Below are 23,010 nucleotides of genomic sequence, written 5' to 3'. Positions count from 1 at the left end.
AAAATATTATATTATGTGACAGTATTAAGGGCTTATAAGGAATATTCCCTCAGTCATAGCAATCAACTGACAAAATGGCATTAATATTGCAAGTAACTATTAAACGAGGAGGTATTTCCTATGCGCATAATAAAACACCCTATTTTAGACTTTAAGCCTGGCAATAAAATTAGGTTTACCTATGATGGCAAAGAAATAGAGGGTTTCGAAGGTGAGACCATTGCGGCTGCACTTCATGCTGCCGGGATTAGAATAATGAGGGAGAGCGGTCACCTGCATCGCCCCAGGGGATTGTTCTGCAATATTGGAAACTGTTCTTCCTGTTTGATGGTGGTAAACGGTGAGCCAAATGTCAGGGTTTGTGTAGAACGCCTGGCTGAAGGTATGGTTGTTGAGACCCAGAAGGGGAAGGGTGAACTCAAGTGATACATACTGAAATAGCAATTGTGGGGGGCGGCCCAGCAGGATTAGCGGCAGCAATCAAGGCGGCAAGGCTAGGTGCAGGAGTAGTTTTAATTGACCGTAATGATTATCTAGGCGGTCAGTTAATTAAACAAACCCATAGGTTTTTCGGTTCAAAGCAGCAGCGTGCCTCGGAAAGGGGTATTGACATAGCCCGGGAGCTATCTGATGAAGTAATGGCCAATGAAAAAATAGTGATAATGGCTGAGGCTACTGCCCTGGGTTATTATGAAGACGGTGTTCTGGCGGTAGAGCAGCAAGGTAAAATCACCACCATTAAGCCGCAACGCCTTATTGTTGCAACAGGTGGTGCAGAAAAATCCTTACTTTTCCCCAATAATGATTTGCCTGGCGTTTATGGTGCTGGAGCTGTTCAAACCTTGGTAAATGTTTTCGGTGTCAAGCCTGGTAATCGAGTATTGATGGTTGGGGCCGGTAACATAGGTGTTATTGTCAGCTATCAGCTTCTCCAGGCGGGGGTCGAAGTGGCAGGAATTATTGAGGCAGGGCCTAAAATTGGAGCCTATTGGGTGCATGCGGCTAAGGTTGTTCGGGCGGGAGTTCCTATATTTACCAGGCATACTATTAAGTGTGCCCATGGTGAAAGGGAAGTTACGGGAGCAACCATTGTTCAACTGGATGATAATTGGCAGCAGATACCAGGAACGGAACGGTTAATAGATGCAGATGTGATTTGCCTGTCAGTGGGTCTAACACCATTGACTGAGATCCTTTGGCAAGCAGGGTGTAAGATGACCTTTGTGCCGGAACTGGGAGGGAATGTTCCCCTTCGTAGTGAAGGTCTGGAAACCTCTGTGCCGGGAATTTATGTGGCTGGTGATGTGGCGGGAATTGAAGAGGCATCAGCAGCTATGATGGAGGGTGCCCTGGCAGGACTTAACTCAGCCTCCAGTCTTGGTTATACGGGTCCTGATCTTAATGAGGACAGGGCAAATGTATTAGAGCAACTGGAGGCACTGCGCTCTGGTCATGTGGGCGAAAAAATCCGTAAAGGCCTAGCCCAGGCCGCTCTATAGTCGGAGGAGTGAAAATATATGCTGCCATTAAACGGCATTCCTACACCGGAAGATATTGCAGCGGTCATGCCAACTGAGGAACGACTGTCCAAGGGTCCGGTGGCTATAACAGAATGCTTTCAAAATATACCCTGCGATCCCTGCTACCACAGTTGTAAAAGGGGAGCAATTAAAGCCTTTACAGATATAAATGAACGTCCACAAATAGATTTTGATAAATGTAATGGCTGTGGTTCCTGTATGAGCCGCTGTCCAGGACTTGCCATATTTGTGGTGGATGCTACCTATTCCGATAGTGAAGCTTTAGTGAAAATACCCTACGAGTTTTTACCCCTGCCACGGGTTAATCAAATTGTAACCGCCGTTAATCGAGCTGGGGAAGAGTTGGGAAACGCTAAGGTCGTTAAAGTACAAAATACTAAAGCCCAGGACAAAACGGCCCTGGTCTGGTTGGCAGTGCCAAAGAATTTAATGATGGAAAGCCGTCACTTCTTAGTTAAGGAGGTGCGGTAAATATGTGCCAGGGTTCGGAGAGTCTTACAGTTATCTGCAGGTGTGAAGATATCACCCTAGATGAAGTCAGAGCTTATATTGATAAGGGCATCACCGACCTGGAGCAGCTTAAAAGATTGCTCCGGGTCGGCATGGGTCCTTGCCAGGGCAGAACCTGTACACCCTTGATAGTTAACGAATTGGCCAGGGCTACAGGTAAAGCTGTTAAGGACATTCCCCTTACCGCCTTTCGCCAGCCTACTTCACCAGTAAAACTGGGTATTTTGGCAGGAGGTGAAGGAGATGATTAAAAGGGCAGATTATGTGATAATTGGTGGCGGTGTTATTGGCTGTGCCATAGCCTATAACCTGGCTAAAAAGGGTGCTAAAAACATAGTTTTGCTGGAGAAGAAGTATCTGACCAGCGGAGCAACCGGAAGATGTGGCGCCGGGGTCAGAATGCAGTTTGGAACAGAGACCAACTGCCTACTTGCTAAGAATAGCATAGAAATGTTTGAAAGTTTGGAAGAGGATCTGGAATATGAAGGCTCCATTGAGTTTAAGCAGGGGGGTTATCTGCTCCTTGCCTACACAGAAAAAATGGTGGAGCAGTTTCATAAAAATCTGGGGGTTCAGCACCAACTGGGCATACCTTCCCGCTGGGTGACACCTGAAGAGGCCAAAGAAATTGTACCCCACTTAAATACCCAAGGGTTACTTGGAGCCACCTTCTGTGCTAAGGATGGGCATTGCAACCCTTTTAAGACTACCGATGCCTATGCTCAGGCGGCCCAAAGGCTTGGGGTTGAAATAATAACCTACACCGAGGCCACTAAGCTCCTTACAAAAGGGGATAAAATTTGCGGTGTGGAAACAAACAAGGGAGTAATTGAATCACCTGCGGTTATTTGCTGTGCCGGTTCCTATTCCCGTGAATTGGCAGCGACCATAGGCATAGATTTACCCCTTACCCCGGAAAGGCACCAAATACTTGTGACCGAGCCGGTAGAAATGATGCAGGGTCCCATGGTGATGAGTTTTTATCATGGACTTTATTGCCAGCAGGTACCCCATGGCAGCTTTATCATGGGCCTAGGAGATCCCAATGAATTAAAGGAATATAATCATAATGGCACCTGGCAGTTTTTGCACGAAATGGCTGCCAAGGTAACATTTCTGCTGCCACCCCTAGCTAACCTGCGGGTTGTGCGCCAGTGGGCCGGTTTATACGATTTGACACCTGATAAGCAGCAAATTCTGGGCAGTGTACCAGGAGTTGAAGGTTTCCACTTGGCAGCAGGTTTTTCCGGACATGGATTTATGATTGCCCCCATGACCGGCAAATTGATGGCCGAGCATATTTTAGGTGAAAAAACCAGCTTGCCTATCAGTATGTTTGACTTTACCCGTTTTGCCAGGGGTGAACTCTATGTAGAGCCCTCTGTGGTATAAAAAACTAAGCCTTAACAATAAATATTTAATGGGAGGATTCACATGAAGGCATTTGCAAACGAACCCTTTACTAACTTTTCTCTACCTGAGAATGCCACTGCAATTAAAGAAGCGTTAGCTCAGGTAAGACAGGAACTGGGAAAGAAGTATCCATTATATATCGGTGGGGAAGCCATATATACCGATGAAGTTATAACCTCCACCAATCCGGCCAATGAAAATGAAGTGATAGGTTTTGCTTCAAAGGCAGATCTTGTTTTGGCTGAAAAAGCCATGGAGTCTGCCAATAGCACCTTTGCCTATTGGTCAAAGGTTTCTCCTGAAGAAAGGGCCATCTTTTTATTTAAGGCTGCGGAATTAATGAGGCAGCGTAAACATTATTTTTCAGCCTGGTTAATTTTAGAGTCAGGGAAAAATTGGGCTGAGGCCGATGCAGACACAGCTGAAGCCATAGACTTTATGAATTTTTACGCCCACGAAATGTTAAGATATGCAAATCCACCGGCCTTGGTTCCCATTAGTGGTGAGTACAATCAAATGAAATATATCCCCCTGGGGGTTGGCCTGGTAATTCCGCCCTGGAATTTCCCCTTGGCCATTATGGCCGGCATGACCGTCGCTTCAGTGGTTACAGGTAATACCGTGGTTCTCAAACCTGCCAGCACCACACCAATTATTGCAGCAAAGTTTATGGAATTACTGCAGGAGGTTGGTCTGCCTGGTGGAGTTGTGAATTACTTGCCTGGTTCTGGCGGTGCCATAGGCGACTTTTTGGTAAGCCATAAACTGACTCGTTTTATTAATTTTACTGGTTCCAAAGAAATTGGTCTACGCATCAGTGGCCTCGCATCAAAGGTTGCCCCCGGACAGAAATGGATTAAAAGGGTGGCTGCTGAAATGGGTGGTAAGGACTCAATTATTGTAGACGAGACTGCTGACCTGGATAAGGCGGCCCAGGGTATTGTAGCCTCCGCCTTTGGCTTCCAGGGACAAAAATGCTCAGCTTGCTCCCGGGCAATTATTGTGGAAGGTGTATATGAACAGGTAATTGAGAAAGCAGTGGCATTGGCACAAAAGCTAAATCAGGGATCTCCTGAAGAAAACTACAATATGGGCCCCGTGATTGAAAAGAGAGCCATGGAAAAAATCCTGGAGTATATAGAAATTGGCAAGCAAGAAGGTAAGCTGCTTATGGGCGGAGAGAGATTGGGAGAGGTTGGTTGGTTTATTAAACCTACCATTTTCAGAGACATTGCGCCTGATGCCAGATTGTCTAAAGAAGAGATCTTTGGACCTGTATTAGCTATGATTAAAGTTAGCGATTTTAATGAAGCCCTGGAAGTGGCAAATAACACTGAATATGGCTTAACAGGCTCCCTTTACAGCAATAGCAGAGAGAATATTGTCAAGGCAAAAGAGGATTTCCATGTAGGCAATCTGTACTTTAACCGTAAATGTACAGGAGCCCTGGTTGGTGTTCATCCCTTTGGTGGTTTTAATATGTCGGGAACATGTTCCAAGGCTGGTGGCTTTGACTATCTGGGGCTATTCCTGCAGATGAAAATAACCTCGGAAATTATCGGTTAAATTTACCTAAGCTAAAAATGAGATGTATCCCCTGGGTACATCTCATTTACAAAGTCTAAATATCAGAATATACATAATAATTTGTAATTAGTTCCCTAAATACCATTAGTTTAACAAATCCCGGTCAGGAGTGAAGTTGACGGAAATACACATTAGGGTTAACCTGGAGGTAATTATCAAAATAGTTAGAAAATAAGGCGTGTAGAAATGGGAGTTGATACCGTGAAAGGAAATACTCCGGTTCCCAGGCTCAAAAACCATCGTATTGTAGTTAATCAGGCCTGGTGTAAAAAATGTGGAATCTGTATAGCTTTTTGCGCCAAGGGTGTGCTAGCCCTGGGGGATGGAGGGATGGTGGAATCTGTCAGGTCAGATAATTGTGTGGGCTGTGGTATTTGCGAGAGCCTATGTCCAGACTATGCCATAACCCTGGAGGAGGAGGAGGAATGAGCCAGGAACCACGATTAGTGCAGGGCAATGAAGCCTGTGCCGAAGGAGCTATATACGCGGGTATGAGCTTTTATGCAGGCTACCCCATAACACCATCAACGGAAATTGCTGAAATACTGGCTAGAAGATTACCCCAGGTGGGTGGGAAGTTTATTCAGATGGAGGATGAAATTGCCAGTATGGCAGCGGTGGTAGGTGCCTCCCTTACCGGGGCAAAAAGCATGACCGCCACCAGTGGACCAGGCTTTTCCCTGAAGCAGGAGAATATTGGCTTCGCCTGCATGGCCGAAATACCCTGCGTGGTGGTGAATGTCCAGAGACTAGGACCCAGCACAGGAGTTGCCACGGCACCTGCCCAGGGTGATGTGATGCAAGCCCGCTGGGGTACCCATGGGGATCATCCCATTATTGCCTTAACCCCATCCTCGGTGAGGGAGGCCTTTGATTTGACGGTTAAGGCCTTTAACTTAGCTGAGAAATTCCGTATACCTGTAATAATATTGATGGATGAAGTGGTAGGTCACATGAGGGAGAAGGTTATCTTACCTGAGCCAGGTGAACTGCCAATTTATGATAGAAACAAACTAAGTTGCCAAAGGGAGGACTATTATCCCTACAGGGCTGAATTAAACCAGGCACCTCCAATGGCTGCCTTTGGTGCAGGCTATCGTTACCACGTCACCGGTCTATATCATGATGAAGATGGCTTTGCCACAGAAAAGCCTGAAATTATTGATAGGCTATTAAAGAGACTTCATCAGAAAGTGTTGAGTAACCTGGATGAAATAATAGCTTACCAAAGGGATAACATTGAAGCTGCAAGGTTAGTGGTGATCTCCTACGGGGGTACCTCCAGGGCTGTAAACCGGGCCGTCAAGCTGGCCAGAGAGGAAGGTTATCAGGTAGGAACCTTTAGGCCCCAGACAATTTGGCCCTTCCCTGGGGAACAGGTCGCGAGGCTGGCTGAGGAAGGAAAAAAACTGCTGGTGGCAGAGATGAATTGCGGACAAATGCTTTTAGAAGTGGAGCGGGTTATTCGGGGCAGGACTGAAGTATACAGCTGTTTGCAAGCTGATGGAGAGTTAATCAGACCGGAAACTATTTTGAAGAAAATCAGGGAGGTGTATTAACATGCTCCCAGAGATTGAACAGTATTTTAGATTGGAAAAATTGCCCCATATGTGGTGCCCCGGCTGTGGCAATGGTATTATACTTCACTGCCTTGCTAAAGCAGTGGGAAAGCTATCCATAAACCAGGAGCGGACGGTAATGGTTTCCGGTATTGGCTGTGCTGCAAGGGCTTCGAGTTACCTGGATTTTGATACACTGCACACCACCCATGGCAGGGCTTTAGCCTTTGCCACAGGAGTGAAGTTTGCAAAACCGGAGCTAAACGTTTTTGTGTTAACAGGAGACGGTGATTGTACTGCCATAGGAGGTAATCATTTTATTCATGCAGCCCGTCGCAATATTAACCTTACCACCATAGTATTTAATAATAACATTTACGGTATGACTGGAGGTCAGTACTCTCCCATGACCCCCAATGCCTGCCGTGCCACCACCTCACCCTATGGCAATCTGGAGCGTCCCTTTAATATGGCGGAGTTGGCCATCGGGGCAGGGGCCACCTTTGTGGGTAGAGCAACCAGTTTTCATACAAAAATTCTAACGGACCTGATCATCGAAGGCTATAAAAATAGTGGATTTTCCCTCATAGAGGTAGTGACCCATTGCCCCACCTCCTTTGGTAGGCAAAATAAAATGGGTTCTCCGGCTGACATGCTGAAGTGGCAGCGGGATCATGGGATAACAGTCATGAAATATAACAAATTAACTGATGAGGAACGGGCAGATAAGTTTATTGTGGGTATTTTACACAGTTCCAAAGCACCTGAATATACGGCAGAATACCAGAAACTGGTGGAAAAATTCCAGGGGAGGTAGATAATATGCCAGGAACATGGGAAGTAAGATTAAGTGGCTCTGGAGGTCAAGGACTTATTTTGGCCGGAATTATCTTAGCCGAGGCCGCCATTATAGAAGGTCAAAATGTAGTGCAAACCCAATCCTACGGTCCCGCTGCCAGGGGTGGTGCCAGTAAGGCCGAAGTAATTATCAGCGGCCAGGGGATTGACTATCCCAAGGTTGAAAAACCGGATCTATTCCTGGGCCTAAATCAAGAGTCGGTCCTTAAGTATATAGGGGATTGCAAGGATACCTGCCTGGCTGTGGTGGATTCAGGATTGGTGAAGCATATACCCAATACCAGAACCAGAGTTTTCCCTCTGCCCATCACGGAATCAGCACGTAAGCAGATTGGCAGGGAACTGGTGGCTAATGTAGTAGCCCTAGGGGCCCTTACAGCCATCTCCAGCATGGTAAGCCGGCAGTCGGTAACTGCCGCCCTGCTGGGCAGGGTCCCCAGGGGGACCGAAGACATGAATAAAAGGGCCCTGGAGCTTGGCTTTAAAATAGGCCAACAGGCCCTAGAGACGGCAACAATACAACAAAGTTAATATATTCCACTAAAAATGGGAACCATCCCCTCACGGTCATGTGGGTCAGGGGATGGTTCTTTGCTTCATTTAAGAGTATTACTGGATAAACTTCTTTTTGCCGGCTAAGACTAATATCGGTGATGATATGAATATTTGGAAAGAATTAAAAAAAGTGTTCTCCTTTGAGTCAAATATTGATCAGGAAGGTTTTATTTTAGAAGAAACCCCGGCAGAGAAAAAATTTGAGGAAAAACAGAAGAAATCCGGGGAATCAAATGAAAAGATAGAGGGTTATGAAGAGACTAAGCAGGAGTTAAACCAGGACAAAAAGGATAGTAAGAAACCCCAGAGTAAGTTAAAAAATAGAAAACACATTAGAAAAGGTCTAGATAAAAGGGGTTTAGAAGCTAAGCAAGGGGAGCAGACAGAAGAGAGGCTTAGCGGTGAAGGACAGGAGCAGGAGGCTAAGCACCAGAGAATAAAGAAGCCCTTAAAGGTATCTGAGTCCCAGGGGCACCATGATCCACGAAAAGTAAGCATGATTTTAGAGTATAACAAAGAACGCATTAGGGATATTTACGATTTGCCAACTAATAAAGATCTGATTATTAGGGAATTGACCATTGCTACGGAACCACCGGTACAGGCCTTTGTGGTCTTTATGGAGGGACTAAGCGATAAAACCATAATTAATAGGGATATTTTAAAACCATTGATGCTTTTGTCAAATATACAGGAGACTGTAAAGGCACACCTGCTAATTGATTATGTGCAAAAAAGTCTACTACCTGGCAACCAGGTGACCTCCCACAGTACCTTTAAGGAAATTACTGAAGGTGTTAATTATGGTTCAACGGCCTTGTTCATTGAAGGCTGTAATCAAGCCCTGGTGGTGGAGACCAAAGGCTGGGAGCATAGGGGTGTAGATAAGCCACAGAACGAGATGGTGGTCAGGGGACCCCAGGAAGCCTTTACCGAAATGCTCAGGGTAAATACCGGACTTATTCGTAGATATGTCCGTTCCTCTGATCTAACAACTGAAATGATTAAGGTTGGCAATACCTCTAATACCGATATAGCTGTTATGTATATGAAAAATATAGCTAATGATAAACTGGTAAAAGAGGTAAAAAGACGCATTAATTCAATAAAAACAGACGGTATAGTTGATATTGGAATATTAGAACAGTTTATTGAGGATAGCCCCTGGAATGTGGCCCCTCAGGTAATGGCTACAGAAAGGCCGGACCGGACAGCATATATGCTTTTAAGGGGTAAAATTGCTATTTTAATGGACGGTAATCCCTATGTGCTGCTGGTTCCAACAACCCTATTCGATCAGCTTCACTCCCAGGAAGACTATTATTTAAGGCCGATTTACGGGTCCCTATTGAGGTTGGTTAGAGGTTTTGCCTTTTACGTGGCCTTCCTTACTCCTGGGGTTTATCTAGCCATTGTTCTTTTCCATAGGGAAATGATTCCCACAGAACTGTTGCTTTCCATCATGGGGGCCAGGGAAAGGGTGCCATTTCCAAGCATTATTGAAGTGATCGTGATGGAAGTGTCCTTTGAATTGATCCGGGAGGCAGGTGTCCGGGTGCCAGGGGTCATGGGAACCACCATTGGTATTGTAGGTGCATTAATCCTTGGTCAGGCAGCGGTACAGGCTAATATTGTCAGTCCTATTTTGGTAATCATTGTGGCCGTCACAGGATTGGCTAATTTTGCCATACCCTCTTATTCCATGCAGTTTTCTTTACGTATAATGAGATTTGCCTATATTATTCTAGGCTACATGTTGGGCTTTGTAGGCATAGCCTTTGGCCTTTTCGCACAAATGCATATGATGGCTCACCTCAAATCCTTTGGGGTGCCCTATCTTGCACCAATGGCCCCCACCACCAGCACAACAGGTGATGTGGTGCTGCGCAAACCCGTTTTTTCCTGGGAGAAGAGACCGGATTTTCTCAATACCAAAAGTCCTCAGTTCCAGCCTAAGATTTCCCGGCGTTGGGTTCTAGAATCGTCAAAAAGGGAGAAGAAACGTTGATTAGGGAAGGTAAAATAGGTTTTGCGGAGTTGTTTGCACTATTATTTATATCTAACATTGGAAGAATATTTTTAACCCTGCCGGCAACCGCCATCAATGAGGGCAGGACCTTGGTCTGGGCCATGATTATTGTTGGAACCATCGGTTCTGCCCTTGGCTTCTGGATTGTTGCCTCCCTAATGAGGAGGCATAGCAACCAGACCATTGTGGAGGTAAGTGAGTCCCTACTAGGTCCATATTTAGGCACCCTGGTAAATCTACTGATATTTTTTTATTTTGTTGCCGTTATGTCTTTGTTATCCAGGGGCTTTGCCGAGGCCATTTTAGTAACAACCCTGCCCAGGACTCCAATCAGTGCGGTACTTTTATTTTTATTTGGCGGGGCTATGCTTAGCTGTCATTATGGTCTAGAGACTATGGCCAGGGTTGCACGGACTTCCTTGACTTTTATTCTTGCAGGCTTAGTAATTCTTTTTTTAGCAGTGGTTGAAACCATGGAAATTAGCTTTCTTTTTCCCCTTTATAGCAGGGAGCCCAGCTATATTTTCTTTCAGGGACTGACGGAATATTCCCTGGTAAGTGAAGGCTTACTGGCAGCTGTGATTATACTAAGTGTCAGCGGCGGCTGGCAGAAATTTCGCAATGCCACCATGCTGGCCATAATATTTGGCGGAATGTTGCTGCTGATAACATGTATGGCCATTCTGCTGGTATTTGGGGTGCCATCCTCCAATGAGCTGCTTATTCCCTTTTTTAATCTCAGTCGCCTGATAGAGCTGGGACGTTATTTCCAGCGGATAGAGGCCATCTTTTTACTAAGCTGGGTTATGGTGGGCTTTGTCAAGCTGGCTGTAACCCTATATGCAGCCACAATTGTGGCTGCCAGAATATTTAAGGCACCAGACTACCGTCCATTATTATGGATAGTAACAATGCTATGTGCAGTGGTAAGTATTTTGCCGCCGGACTTACCCACCAATTTATACTTGGAAACTCAGTTTCTCAGGCGCTATCCAGGACTTGCTGTTACTGTGGGTCTGCCGTTATTATTGCTGGCTGTGTCTAGAATAAGAAAAACAGGGGAGCTAGAGGGCGATGATGCAAGGGCCAAGGAGTAAATATGCCATTAAAATATTAGCTGCACTGCTGATGGTTTTTTTGTGTGGTGGGTGCTTTGGCGGCAGGGAAACCGACGAGGTGGCCCTGGTTATAGCAGTGGGACTTGATAAGGGCAAAAAAGAGGCACTGGAAATGACGGTAGTAATAGCAAACCCCCAAGTATTTGCTGCCGGTGAGGGTGGCGGCGGCGGTAATATGGAGCCCTTTTTTATCACCAGCGTAGAGGGTCCAACCATATGGGAGTGTTACACACTTATGAATACCTATGTTACCCGGGAGATATCCTTTCATCATACTAATGCCTACTTTATCGGTGAAGAACTGGCCAGGGATGGGATCAAGCCTTATCTCCTGGGCCTGATACGCCACCGGGAAGTGAGGAGAGACAGCTATATGTATATTGCCAACGGTAGAGTAAAGGACTTCCTTACCGAAAACAAGCCAATTCTGGAAATTTTTCCCGGAAAGGTATTTCATCTAATAAGAATATTATCCCAAAGAACCGGATTTTACAGCACCGTTGATATGCATCAGTTTTATCTAACCTTGAATAATCTGCACAGCAGCCCTACCCTGCCGCTGGTAGGAATTAACACACCGGAGGGACAAGGAACCGATAAAGATGCCAGCGAATCACTGAGGGCACCCTACCTGGCAGGTGAAGTGCCAAGGGAGGGTGGTAATAAAGTGGAGTTTGCCGGGGCGGCCATTTTTAACAATGATAAAATGGTAGGGAGGTTAACCGCTGATGAAAACCGTACCATGATGATTTTACAGGGCTGTTTAACCGCCTCCAACTTTAGTTTTTCGGATCCGGAGCATCCGGATAAAATGATTGCGGTAGCCCTTAATCAGGCTAAACAGCCTGAAGTTAAATTCAGGGTGGAGAACAATCGTCTAATTATTGATCAGACCATATTTCTGGAGGGTGAGTTTTTTTCCATTCAAAGTGGTGAAAATTATGAGGATCCAGATAAAAAGTTGGTTGCCCAGAGGGCCCTGGAAAGGGCCCAGGAAAGTCTGGCCCGTAAGCTGATACAAAAGACTAAGGACAATAACTGGGGTGATATATTTAACTACGATACCCATTACCGTAATAAAGTTAGCACCTGGGAGGAATGGGAAAAGCTTCCCTGGAAGGAAATCTACATGCAGGCAGATATTAGGGTGAAGGTTAAGGCCAATTTCCGCCGAACCGGATTGCTGCGTTATACCGAACCCATGATAAGGGAGTAGTGGTATGATAGATTATCTTATTTCTCTGATACCTTTAGCTGTTGGCCTATACACCTTATCCTTTGCCCGCTGGCTGTGGAAGGAAAAGAATAATAAAAGGGGGGCTATAGGTACCACCTTATTAACTGTGATAACTCTAGCCCTGACCTTTTATGCCATTTTCATTAGGGAACCCTTTTGATTGACAAAAATATAAAGGATATATTTGACATGATGTGGAATATCTTTCCTTAACAGCAATTTCGCAGGAAGTGGTTTTATTTGGATATTAAGCTAAAGCTGGGTCGAGCAGCAGAAGAAGAGCAGTTGGCAAAAAACTTGGAGAAGCTTTTTCTTGAAGAATGGGGTGGGCCAAAAAGCACCCTTGCTTTGGCATTTCTAAATGAAACAGTGATCCCTGCCTTAACATATGTACTGTCCAAAAATTGGCAGTTTCTTGATAATCCAACCTTTAGTGATATTTTAACTACTAAACTAAATTCACAATTTGCCTACCCGCCGGTATTTGCCCAGGGCTTGACTGTGGATATTCTAAATTGTGCCAAAGGAGTCTTGGGGAGGAGTGCCAGACCTCAAAATCACCCCTGGCAACCCTGGGAGATCATCCTTCGTTTATTGACCATTGGCTACAGGTTGCCTGATATAGCTCAAAAAACTGGCTATCCTGAGGTTTATCTAGAGCTTTTTAGAAAACAATACTATAGGCTGCAGGAAATTGTGGACAGTGGTATTAGCTCAGAGGAACAGCTATTGGCCCGCAGGGAATTGGCAGGGATAGATGTAAAGCTAATCCCATTTATGGTGGATTTTCGTAATCGCTTTAATATATTTAAAAACTACTACGAACGACTTCAAGCAGAACAAATTATTATGGATGCCAATCTTGAGATGGAGCCTGATGTCCTAATCAGAATCTTTGAGGGTATAAACCAAGTAGATAAGCAGGTTAACGCAGCTCAATTTGCTGATATTCTAAAGGGCAGCAGAACTGCCTGGCTTACCAGCGATAGTTATTATGCCAGAACCGTTGGCTATGGCTTGCTGTCCAATTGGCCTAAAAAACACATTTCAGATCTAATAGGGTACCTTTTGGAAAACAACTTGCTGATCAATGATTTTCCAGCAGACACCTTAAGTCTCTCGGAGCAGGCCTCAGGCTTAATTATTCCGCTAGTTGTGCCTGAGCTTGCCGATGAGGTGCAGGCGGTCTTGCGCAGCAAGTCCAAGGACAGAATATCCCGCTGCCTAGCTCTATTCCAGGGTAAAAACCCCGAAATAGTAGTACATCTGGTAAGGGAACTTGTGCAGCGACGGGATACCAGTATACTGCTCTGCTTTAAGGCTTTGCAGCGCAGGGTGCCAAAGAAGGTGTATTTGCAGCTGATTTGGGCCTGTGGGCAGTTGGGTGGTAAGGATGCTGTTAGTCTTTTAAGTAAGGCTGTTCAGGATCGGGATAGTGCCATTAGGGTTAAAGCATGCCAAGCCATGGGTAAAATGGCGGATCAGGCGTTCTATTTTGCACTGATTTCTGCCCTCGAAGACCCGGTGGCTTTAGTTAGGGAGAATGCAGTCCTAGCATTGGGCAAACTAAAGATGGTTAGCGCATTAAAAAGATTGGAGCTAATGATTGGCAACCCGGTGGAGGAACCACAGGTTCTCCGTGCTGCCAGGGAAACCAGGTCTATTTTGGTAAGGGAGAAGGAACAAAAGGAAATATATGAATAATTCATTACAATTATTCTGGCTTGACTTGACGGACAATTTTCATTAATGAGATAATATGCAAGTGATGTAAAAATTTGACGATAAATCACTAAATATCTGGAGGTGTAGGTGTGTTAGAAAAAGAACTTGTAATTATCGGTGGCGGGCCAGCTGGCTATGCTGCCGGGCTATATGCTGCCAGGGCCGATATTGATTGCATTTTGGTGGAAAGGGGTATGCCGGGGGGCCAGGCAGCATCAACTGAATGGATTGAAAACTACCCTGGTTTTCCCGGAGGGGTTGGTGGGATAGACCTGGCTATGAAAATGGATGAGCAGGCCCGTTCCTTTGGACTTGAGGTTTGGTTTTCTGATACGGAAAAAATTGAGCAACAGGATGATAAATTTATTGTTCATACTGCCCAAGAACCAGTACTGGCTAAAACCGTTATTTTAGCCACCGGGGCTAAGCCCCAGTTCCTTGGTGTGGAGGGAGAAAGTAAATTTCATGGACGGGGTGTTTCCTACTGCGCTACTTGTGACGGAGCCTTCTTCCGGGATAAAGTCGTGGCAGTTGTAGGCGGTGGAGATGCAGCGGTAGAGGAGGCCCTCTTCCTGACCAAATTTGCCTCTAAGGTATATATTATTCACCGCAGGGGTGAATTGAGGGCAACCAAGCTCATTCAAAAGAGAGCCATTGAAAATGATAAGGTTGAGTTTTTATGGTTTTCCGTGGTGGATAAGGTAATCGGAGAAGATAAGGTAGAGGCTGTGAGAATAAAAAATGTAGCCTCCGGAGAAATGACAGATATCCCGGTAGACGGTGTCTTTGTTTATGTGGGTACCAAATCTAATTCGGATTTGGTAAAAGATTTGGTTCAAATGGATGAGCGGGGCTATATCAAAACCGATGAAAATATGTCAACAGGCATAGCCGGTCTTTATGCGGCAGGTGATATACGTCAAAAGCATCTAAGACAAGTGGTTACCGCGGTGGCAGATGGTGCTATTGCTGCAGTAGAGGCGGAGAAGTACTTGACCTCTAAATAGCAAAGAAATAAAAAAAGGCTGTATCTTTGGTAGATACAGCGAGAAAGGGAGAGGAGATTAGGTTGAAATAAATTCAACCTCTGAGATAGTATAACCAAAAGGAATAAAAATACTATTGTCTCCCCGGCTAATTTTATATTAGTTTTTGTCATGACCCCAGTGCATCTAATCCACTGGGGTTTTGTGATCCTTAAAACCTTATTAGGGTATTGTTACCTTTGTTTTTATCACTACGCTACAAATATTGTTGACAATTATTTAAAAGTGTTATATTTTGCATTGCAGGAAAATACCACATAATGTCGAAAAACAAAGAAAAGTGTACAGTTGACGCCAAATCCTGGTATTAACTTTAAGTTATTTGTTTGTACAAGGAAATGGGATACAATAATACCTGGAGTACAACTTTTTTGCGAAATATGGAGTGATTATTTTAATGATGATACTAGCCGTAAATCCTGGCTCAACCTCGACAAAAATTGCGGCTTTCAATGATGAGCTTTGCCTGTGGAAAAAAACAATTGAGCATCCTACCTACGAAATCAGCTCTTTTAATAGGGTTAGCCAACAGTATAATTATCGTGTCAAGGCTATTCTAGAAATCCTTGGGGAAATGGCCTGCCAGCTAAATGAGTTTGATGCTATGGTTGGCCGGGGAGGCTTGCTTAAGCCCATTCCAGGTGGGACCTATTTAGTGGATGAGGAACTGGTTGAGGAACTTCATGACCCCCCAGGAGGAGAACATGCCTCAAATTTGGGTGGCGTTATTGCCTATTACCTGGCCAAACAGGTAAACATCCCAGCATATATTGTTGATCCCGTTTCGGTGGATGAGTTGGACCCTGTGGCAAGATTATCAGGACATCCTGAGCTTCCAAGGACGAGCCTATCCCATGCCTTAAATATGAAGGCTGTTGCTAGAAAAGTAGCCGAGGAAATAGGTTCAACCTATGAACAGGTAAACTTGATTTTGGCTCACCTGGGCAGTGGATTTTCTGTTGCCCCCCACAGAAAGGGAAAAATGATTGATGTTAACAATGCTGTAAATGAAGGCCCATTTTCTCCCGAACGTTGTGGGACCTTGCCTGCAAGGCTGCTGATAAAACAATGCTTTAGTGGAAAATACAATGAGGAACAGATGCTGACCTATCTTAACAAAGAAGGGGGCATGTATTCCTATCTAGGTACTAAGGATGTTCGCAAGGCTCTGGCAAAGTTGGCCGAGGGTGACCAGAAGACCAAGCTGGTGCTGGAAGCCATGTGTTATCAGATTGCCAAAGAAATCGGAGCCATGTCCACCGTCCTTTATGGACAGGTGGACCGTATAGTGCTTACAGGCGGACTGGCACATTCCCAATATATCACAGACAAAATAATTGAGAGGGTTTCCTTTATCGCTCCCGTTATGGTGGCTCCAGGAGAGGAAGAAATGGAATCCTTAGCCCTTGGTGCCCTAAGGGTACTAAGGGGAGAGGAACAGCCAAAATTCTATCATAGCATTGACCACCTTAAGGTGGCTGCCGGTGATAGATAGCTTTCCATAATGTGAGTAATGTTTTGGTTAGGGGCCCGGAAAGGAACATCGCTTTTGATGCCGAAAAGTAGGTTAACAATTTTGGTAGGCAATTACGGTAGTGGAAAAACCGAGCTGTCCCTTAATTTGTCCCTAATGCTGGCCCAGGAAGGAAAAAAGGTGGCCCTGGTTGACTTGGATATTGTTAATCCTTATTTCCGCAGCAGGGAGAGGGCTGATATTCTGGTAAGACACGGGGTGGAGCCAATCTTGCCCCAAGGCGAGTATATTATGTCCGAGGCACCTGCTTTACCCCCGGAAATAACCGGGTATCTAAGAAACCTTGATTATCAAGTGGTGGTTGATGTTGGTGGAGATAATACTGGTGCCACGGCTTTAGGCAGATTTTCAGAAATAATCGCCGCAGGGTCCCATGAACTGCTCATGGTGGTTAACGCTTACCGACCAGACACGGATACCCCTGAAAAGGTAGTTGCTATGCTTTCTTCCATAGAGGAAGCAAGTGGTCTAAAGGTTACCTCGCTGGTAAATAACACCAACCTGGCCTGGGAAACGGATCTTTCGGTGGTACTTCAAGGACAATGGCTGGTGGAACAGGTTCACCAATTGACTGGTTTACCAATTGCCTTTACGGCAGTGGAAAGTTCACTCCTGGAACAGGCCCGGGCTAATTTACCCGGCACAATTATCGTTCCAGTTGATATAAAAATGCGCCTTAACTGGGCGCAAACCTAAATAGGAGGTGGACAAGTATGGCAAAGGGTTCTGTAGAAGTGGATAGCATCCGCTGCAAAGGTTGCAGCATATGTATAGAAATTTGTCCCAAGAAGGTTCTGGGTCTGTCCAAGGAGTCAAATCCCAAGGGCTATTATTTTGTCCGGCCGGAGCAGGCAGAAGAATGCACCGGCTGTGCCATGTGTGCCCAAATGTGCCCTGATGTGGCCATAAAGGTATGGCGCCAGGCAGCAGCACAATAAACAGAAAGAGAGTGGTAGCTTTGAAAAAATATTTATTGAAGGGTAATGAGGCCATTGCCGAGGCCGCTATCAAGGCAGGCTGCAGGCTGTTCTTTGGTTATCCCATTACGCCTTCTACTGAAATAATTGAGTATATGGCCAAGCATCTGCCCGCAGTTGATGGTACCTTTGTTCAGGCAGAAAGCGAAGTTAGTGCCATAAATATGTGTTATGGCGCCGCCGGGGCAGGAGTACGGGTAATGACAGCTTCCTCCAGCCCCGGCATGAGCCTGATGCAGGAGGGGCTTTCCTATATTGCGGCCAACGAGCTTCCTGTGGTATTGGTAAATATTGTTCGTGCAGGCCCCGGCTTGGGGGGATTAGGTCCTTCCCAGGCTGACTATTTTCAGGCCACCAAAGGCGGTGGACACGGAGACTACCGGCTGATTGTCTTGGCACCCAATAGTGTACAGGAGCTTGTCGATCTAACCCGGGATGCCTTCGACCTGGCAGATATGCATCGTAACCCTGTGCTGCTTATTGCTGACGGCATACTGGGTCAAATGATGGAGCCGGTGGTATTTAAGGAGCTGGAGGCCCCTAGTCTGCCAGATAAAACCTGGGCCACCACCGGGGCCGAGGGTCGTCCGAGGAATATTATCACCAGCTATGCCCTGCAGAATGAAATCGGTGAGGCCAACTGCCTTCGCTGGGAAGCAAAATATAAGAATATTGCTGCCACTGAGCAGCGATGGGAACAATATATGATTGATGATGCAGACTATGTAGTGGTAGCCTACGGCACAACGGCCAGGATTGCCAAGGCGGCAGTACAGCAGGCCCGTCAGGAAGGTATTAAGGTGGGACTGCTGCGTCCCGTGACCCTGTGGCCCTTCCCCGTTAAGGCATTTGCAGCACTGGGGGGAAAGGTTAAGGGCTACCTGACGGTTGAACTCAGTGCCGGTCAAATGATTGAGGACGTGCGACTGGCTATAAACTGTGCTGTGCCGGTTCATTTGTGCAACCGTCAGGGTGGCATGGTTCCCTCGCCCGAGGAAGTACTAGCCCGGTTTAAGGAAGTTTTCCCGAATTCCGTAGAAGGGGGAGTGTGAGCAAATGAAGGAAGTATTTACCCGTAGCAAAGCGTTAACCGAGGCTCCCTTCCATTACTGCCCGGGCTGTACCCATGGCATTATTCATAGGTTAGTTGCCGAGAAAATTGAAGAAATGGATCTGCTGGGCAAAGCCATCGGAGTTACGCCCGTTGGTTGTGCAGGTTTTTGCCAGCAGTATTTTAACATTGATATGCAGGGTGCGGCCCATGGCCGTGCTCCGGCAGTGGCTACAGGTATTAAGAGGGCCCTGCCTGACAAATTTGTCTTTACCTATCAGGGAGATGGTGATCTTGCCTCCATTGGCATTGCTGAGATTATGCATGCGGCGGCAAGGGGGGAAAACATTACCGCCATCTTCGTAAACAATGCCATCTATGGCATGACCGGTGGGCAGATGGCCCCCACTACACTGCCGGGTCAAAAAACTTCCACCTCACCCTTTGGCCGTGAAGCTAGCTTGGCCGGGTTCCCCCTGGACATGCCCAGGATCATGGCACAAATAGAGGGGGCAGCCTATGTGGCTTCTGTTTCTGTGGATAGCCCTAAAAATGTAATCCAGGCTAAAAGGGCTATCGGCCAGGCCTTTGAGTGTCAACTGGCAGGCCGAGGCTTCAGCTTTGTGAGTATCCTTTCCACCTGTCCCACCAACTGGGGCCTGTCTCCGGTTAAGTCCCTGGAGTGGCTCCGGGAAAAGATGATGCAGCAATTTGCCCTGGGCATCCTTAAAGATGTCTCTGCAAAATAAAGGAGAGTTGGCTATGACTGAGAAAATTGTTATTTCTGGTTTTGGCGGCCAGGGCGTAATGTTCATGGGAAAAATCTTGGCCTATGCCGGAATGCTTGCTGATAAGGAAGTAAGCTGGATTCCCTCCTACGGTCCTGAAATGCGCGGTGGTACTGCCAACTGCTCGGTAACAGTATCAAACCAGGAGATTAACTGCCCGGTAGTAACTAAGCCATCCATTGTGGTGGCCATGAATACCCCTTCCCAGGAAAAATTCCTATCCACCCTAATCCCTGGTGGCCTGCTGGTGGTAAACAGTTCCATTGTAAAGGAGGAGGCTAACCGGACAGATGTAAAGGTGCTAAGGATACCTGCCCAGGAATTGGCAGCCGACAAGGTTGGCAAGGCCAGCCTGGCCAATGTAGTTATCCTGGGAGCCATGCTGGCAAAAATGGACCTTCTTTCAATCCAGGACGTAGTCTTGGCCATCAAGGAAGTAGTGGCCGCCAAACGCCCAGAAATGCTGGCTATCAACCAGCAAGCCCTGGAAGTAGGCATGAGCTACGTAAAGGAGAATAACCTCTAACCCACCAACTGTCCCCTGACTCATTTTTGAGTCGGGGGACAGTTCTTTGACTGATTTTTAGTAGATGTAAAGTAATTAGGATTACATAAAAGGAATCTCTAAGTTATATAACGAATATTTTAAATAATATGTCAATTTAATGGGAGTTGATCTTTACGAATGAAACTATATGAATATATGGGTAAAGAAATATTCCTTAGAGAGGGTATTGCGGTGCCAAGGGGAAGGGTGTTTCATAGTTCTGAAGGTGTTGCAGAATATGTGGCGAAGCTTGGAGCCGTTGTGGTCAAGTCACAAATTCTGTCGGGTGGGAGAGGTAAAAACGGAGGAATACGTTTTGCCGCAACCCCTGGGGAGGCTGAAAAGACTGCTGGGGAATTGCTAAACTCCTTTGTTAAGGATTTTTCCGTGCAGTCAGTCCTGGTAGAAGAACAACTTACAATTGAACGAGAATATTACCTGGCTATAACCGTGGATGGTGCTGTGGGTAAACCACTGATCATTGCATCTACCTATGGAGGAGTAAATATTGAGGATGTAGCCGAAGAATTCATAGTAAAAATGCATGTTGATGTTCACGCGGGGGTTCAACCCTATTTAGGCAGGGAAGTGGCCCGGCGAATGGGTTTAGCGCCGGGCGATATGAAGCAATTTGCAGCCTTCCTGTGTAAAATTTATGAGCTTTTCCGTAAATATGATGCGGAATTGGTGGAAATTAACCCCCTTGTGGTCTGTGGGGGGAGTATGCTTGCCGCTGATGCAAAAATTACCCTTGATCATGATGCCCTCTATCGGGTTCCCCACTGGATACCGAGGGTGGAGACCAGAAATCAAAGGGAATTAAGTGCAGCGGAAATAGGCATTTCCTTTGTTGAGCTAGGGGGAGAAATTGGGGTGATGGCCAATGGGGCAGGTATTACCATGGCCACCCTTGATATCATAAATCATTTTGGCGGAACCCCAAAGAATTTCATGGATGCAGGTGGTGGGGCCAGTATCGAGGCCACGGCAAAGGCATTAGAATTACTTCTCTCCAGCAATCCCAAGGCGGTACTTATAAATATTTTCGGAGGAATTACCAGGTGTGATGATGTAGCCAGGGCCTTTGTTCAGGTTAAAGAAAAAATGGAGCTCGATGTACCCATTGTGTTCCGCTTATGTGGTACTAATGAGCAGTTTGGCGTGGATATTTTAGAGCAACATGGTATCTTAGCCTTTAAAACCATTCAAGAGGCAGTTGCCAACGTCTTGGAATTGGCTCAGGGTAGGAGGTAGTTAAAATGGCCATAATTGTTGATAAAGACAGTGTAGTCCTTGTCCAGGGAATAACCGGAAAACAAGGTAGTTTTCACACTTCCCAAATGTTGGCCTACGGAACAAGGGTAGCTGCCGGCGTATCACCTGGCAAGGGTGGTCAAAGGATACAGGGGGTTCCTGTTTTCAATACAGTGGCTGAAGCTAAGGAGCATTATCCAATTTCGGCCTCTATTATTTTCATCCCCTCATCAGGTGTAAAGGATGCAGCCTTTGAAGCAATGGCAGCAGGTATTAAAACAATAGTTATTATTACCGAGCATGTACCACTGCACGATGCTTTAGATATCATGGCTTTCGCAGAAAAATATAGTGTAACTGTGATCGGTCCCAATACCTTCGGGGTAATATCACCCGGACAGAGTAAAATGGGCATTATGCCAAACATCATTTATACTCCTGGTATTGTTGGGGTTGTATCCCGCAGTGGCACATTAAGTTATGAGATAACCTATCATCTAACCATAAATGGAATTGGGCAGTCCACTGTTGTGGGTCTTGGTGGTGACCGGGTGGTGGGTCAGTCCTTTACTGATGTGCTGCGGTTATTTGAAAATGATTTGGAGACCCAGGCAGTGGTGCTGGTTGGTGAAATTGGCGGTAGTGCCGAAGAGGAAGCCTCTCTATATATCAATGAAATGACCAAGCCGGTGGTAGCCTTTTTAGCAGGTAGCTCTGCACCACCCGACAAACGCATGGGACACGCCGGGGCAATTATTGAGCGAGGTAAAGGAACCTTCGACAGTAAAGTTTCTGCCCTAGAAGCCGCCGGCGCTAAGGTGGCAGGCTTGCCTTGGGAGGTAGCCGCCCTACTAAAACAATGTCTATAGCAAAGTTTTGCGTTTGAAGAGGCTTTTTAGTGGACAATTGAGGAAATCAATGGTAATAATATTAGTATATACTGGCATAGCCCGGGGGAAGCTAGTAATATGTAATTCAGGGAGTTGGTTTCTGTGCGGTTAACGTTTTTAGGACATGCAGCCTTCCTTCTTGAATCAAAGGATATTGCTATAGTTATCGATCCTTTCTTGACTGGTAATCCTGTAGCCCCTGAGGGATTGGATATCAAGGCCGATTTTATCCTTGTTTCCCATGGGCATGGGGATCATTTTGGAGATGTCCTAAGATTGGCTAAGGAATCTGATGCCACCGTGATTTCCGTTTATGAAGTGGCCAACTATTGTGCAAGGCAAGGTGTAAAAACCCATGCCATGCATATTGGGGGGAGCCATGACTTTGGAAAATTTAAGGTCAAGTTAACCCAGGCGCTTCATGGAAGTTCTACCGGGGGAGTAGACGGGCCCGCTGAGTATCTTGGCAATCCCTGTGGGTTCCTTATTTTCATTGAAGGAAAGACATTGTACTATTCGGGCGATACCGGTTTGTTTGGAGATATGAACCTTATTGGCAAGCTAAATCCCATAGATGTGGCACTGCTGCCCATTGGTGATAATTTTACCATGGGTCCTGATGATGCCCTGGAGGCTGTCAAGCTGCTAAACCCCCGTCAAGTGGTGCCGATGCACTATAATACCTGGCCCCTTATTGTCCAGGACCCAGAGGCCTTTAAAGGGGCAGTAGAGAACCAGACAGGGGCTAAGGTCTTAGTATTAAAGCCCGGAGAGTACAAGGATATTTAAAA

25 protein-coding genes are annotated in these 23,010 nt (G+C 46.0%); all 25 read left to right on the top strand.

Features of this window, described 5'->3' with window-relative positions; genetic code table 11:
* Window positions 1-120 precede the first annotated feature (120 nt).
* The 25 genes from P6N53_RS02865 (at window position 121) to P6N53_RS02745 (ending at window position 23,008) form a co-directional block, all read left to right on the top strand.
* Window positions 121-426: a (2Fe-2S)-binding protein gene (locus P6N53_RS02865; RefSeq protein ID WP_304541039.1), complete on the top strand. Its 306-nt coding sequence runs from the start codon at window positions 121-123 to the stop codon at window positions 424-426.
* Complete coding sequence (locus P6N53_RS02860) at window positions 423-1,499, top strand: NAD(P)/FAD-dependent oxidoreductase (protein WP_304541038.1); 1,077 nt, start codon at window positions 423-425, stop codon at window positions 1,497-1,499. The genes P6N53_RS02865 and P6N53_RS02860 overlap by 4 nt, the downstream gene beginning before the upstream one ends.
* 18 nt (window positions 1,500-1,517) lie before the next feature.
* Entirely contained in the window at window positions 1,518-2,012 is a 495-nt protein-coding gene (locus P6N53_RS02855; RefSeq protein ID WP_304541037.1) for a 4Fe-4S binding protein, read from the top strand.
* Window positions 2,013-2,014: 2 nt separating this feature from the next.
* Entirely contained in the window at window positions 2,015-2,302 is a 288-nt protein-coding gene (locus tag P6N53_RS02850) for a (2Fe-2S)-binding protein (RefSeq protein ID WP_304541034.1), read from the top strand.
* On the top strand, window positions 2,295-3,443 hold the full coding sequence (locus P6N53_RS02845; RefSeq protein ID WP_304541032.1) for an NAD(P)/FAD-dependent oxidoreductase: 1,149 nt from the start codon (window positions 2,295-2,297) through the stop codon (window positions 3,441-3,443). Before P6N53_RS02850 ends, P6N53_RS02845 begins: the two co-directional genes overlap by 8 nt.
* Window positions 3,444-3,485: 42 nt before the next feature.
* Window positions 3,486-5,030: an L-glutamate gamma-semialdehyde dehydrogenase gene (gene pruA / locus P6N53_RS02840; protein WP_304541030.1), complete on the top strand. Its 1,545-nt coding sequence runs from the start codon at window positions 3,486-3,488 to the stop codon at window positions 5,028-5,030.
* Between the two features lie 222 nt (window positions 5,031-5,252).
* Window positions 5,253-5,480, top strand: coding sequence for a 4Fe-4S dicluster domain-containing protein (locus P6N53_RS02835; protein WP_304541027.1), 228 nt, complete (start codon window positions 5,253-5,255; stop codon window positions 5,478-5,480).
* On the top strand, window positions 5,477-6,610 hold the full coding sequence (locus P6N53_RS02830; RefSeq protein ID WP_304541026.1) for a 2-oxoacid:acceptor oxidoreductase subunit alpha: 1,134 nt from the start codon (window positions 5,477-5,479) through the stop codon (window positions 6,608-6,610). The genes P6N53_RS02835 and P6N53_RS02830 overlap by 4 nt, the downstream gene beginning before the upstream one ends.
* A 1-nt stretch (window position 6,611) precedes the next feature.
* On the top strand, window positions 6,612-7,427 hold the full coding sequence (locus tag P6N53_RS02825) for a 2-oxoacid:ferredoxin oxidoreductase subunit beta (protein ID WP_304541025.1): 816 nt from the start codon (window positions 6,612-6,614) through the stop codon (window positions 7,425-7,427).
* Between the two features lie 5 nt (window positions 7,428-7,432).
* Window positions 7,433-7,999 (top strand): 2-oxoacid:acceptor oxidoreductase family protein, encoded by a 567-nt coding sequence (locus P6N53_RS02820; protein WP_304541023.1) that lies wholly within the window; start codon window positions 7,433-7,435, stop codon window positions 7,997-7,999.
* 97 nt (window positions 8,000-8,096) lie between these two features.
* A complete protein-coding gene (locus tag P6N53_RS02815; protein WP_304541021.1) occupies window positions 8,097-10,031 on the top strand; it encodes a spore germination protein in 1,935 nt (644 codons plus the stop codon).
* A complete protein-coding gene (locus tag P6N53_RS02810; RefSeq protein WP_304541020.1) occupies window positions 10,028-11,149 on the top strand; it encodes a GerAB/ArcD/ProY family transporter in 1,122 nt (373 codons plus the stop codon). The genes P6N53_RS02815 and P6N53_RS02810 overlap by 4 nt, the downstream gene beginning before the upstream one ends.
* Window positions 11,127-12,386 (top strand): Ger(x)C family spore germination protein, encoded by a 1,260-nt coding sequence (locus tag P6N53_RS02805; protein ID WP_304541018.1) that lies wholly within the window; start codon window positions 11,127-11,129, stop codon window positions 12,384-12,386. The genes P6N53_RS02810 and P6N53_RS02805 overlap by 23 nt, the downstream gene beginning before the upstream one ends.
* A gap of 4 nt (window positions 12,387-12,390) precedes the next feature.
* A complete protein-coding gene (locus P6N53_RS02800) occupies window positions 12,391-12,567 on the top strand; it encodes a hypothetical protein (RefSeq protein WP_304541016.1) in 177 nt (58 codons plus the stop codon).
* Window positions 12,568-12,647: 80 nt separating this feature from the next.
* A complete protein-coding gene (locus P6N53_RS02795; RefSeq protein ID WP_304541014.1) occupies window positions 12,648-14,111 on the top strand; it encodes a HEAT repeat domain-containing protein in 1,464 nt (487 codons plus the stop codon).
* Between the two features lie 110 nt (window positions 14,112-14,221).
* Window positions 14,222-15,139: a thioredoxin-disulfide reductase gene (gene trxB / locus P6N53_RS02790; protein WP_304541012.1), complete on the top strand. Its 918-nt coding sequence runs from the start codon at window positions 14,222-14,224 to the stop codon at window positions 15,137-15,139.
* Between the two features lie 436 nt (window positions 15,140-15,575).
* Window positions 15,576-16,673, top strand: coding sequence for a butyrate kinase (gene buk, locus P6N53_RS02785; RefSeq protein WP_304541010.1), 1,098 nt, complete (start codon window positions 15,576-15,578; stop codon window positions 16,671-16,673).
* A gap of 57 nt (window positions 16,674-16,730) precedes the next feature.
* Complete coding sequence (locus tag P6N53_RS02780; RefSeq protein ID WP_304541130.1) at window positions 16,731-17,408, top strand: nucleotide-binding protein; 678 nt, start codon at window positions 16,731-16,733, stop codon at window positions 17,406-17,408.
* A gap of 17 nt (window positions 17,409-17,425) precedes the next feature.
* Window positions 17,426-17,650: a 4Fe-4S dicluster domain-containing protein gene (locus tag P6N53_RS02775; protein WP_304541008.1), complete on the top strand. Its 225-nt coding sequence runs from the start codon at window positions 17,426-17,428 to the stop codon at window positions 17,648-17,650.
* 20 nt (window positions 17,651-17,670) lie between these two features.
* Window positions 17,671-18,741, top strand: a complete 1,071-nt coding sequence (gene vorB / locus P6N53_RS02770) for a 3-methyl-2-oxobutanoate dehydrogenase subunit VorB (protein ID WP_304541005.1) — start codon at window positions 17,671-17,673, stop codon at window positions 18,739-18,741.
* Between the two features lie 4 nt (window positions 18,742-18,745).
* Entirely contained in the window at window positions 18,746-19,489 is a 744-nt protein-coding gene (locus P6N53_RS02765) for a thiamine pyrophosphate-dependent enzyme (RefSeq protein ID WP_304541003.1), read from the top strand.
* Window positions 19,490-19,502: 13 nt separating this feature from the next.
* Window positions 19,503-20,054 (top strand): 2-oxoacid:ferredoxin oxidoreductase subunit gamma family protein, encoded by a 552-nt coding sequence (locus P6N53_RS02760; RefSeq protein ID WP_304541002.1) that lies wholly within the window; start codon window positions 19,503-19,505, stop codon window positions 20,052-20,054.
* A gap of 159 nt (window positions 20,055-20,213) precedes the next feature.
* Complete coding sequence (gene sucC, locus P6N53_RS02755; RefSeq protein WP_304541000.1) at window positions 20,214-21,329, top strand: ADP-forming succinate--CoA ligase subunit beta; 1,116 nt, start codon at window positions 20,214-20,216, stop codon at window positions 21,327-21,329.
* Between the two features lie 5 nt (window positions 21,330-21,334).
* Window positions 21,335-22,198: a succinate--CoA ligase subunit alpha gene (gene sucD / locus P6N53_RS02750; protein ID WP_304540998.1), complete on the top strand. Its 864-nt coding sequence runs from the start codon at window positions 21,335-21,337 to the stop codon at window positions 22,196-22,198.
* Window positions 22,199-22,321: 123 nt separating this feature from the next.
* Complete coding sequence (locus P6N53_RS02745; RefSeq protein WP_304540996.1) at window positions 22,322-23,008, top strand: metal-dependent hydrolase; 687 nt, start codon at window positions 22,322-22,324, stop codon at window positions 23,006-23,008.
* Window positions 23,009-23,010 lie beyond the last annotated feature (2 nt).

The sequence above is a fragment of the Desulforamulus aquiferis genome, from assembly GCF_030577015.1.
GTDB lineage: Bacteria > Bacillota > Desulfotomaculia > Desulfotomaculales > Desulfotomaculaceae > Desulfotomaculum > Desulfotomaculum aquiferis.
The sequence above is the reverse complement of the archived record's forward strand: the minus strand, read 5'-3'. Positions and strand labels throughout refer to the sequence as shown.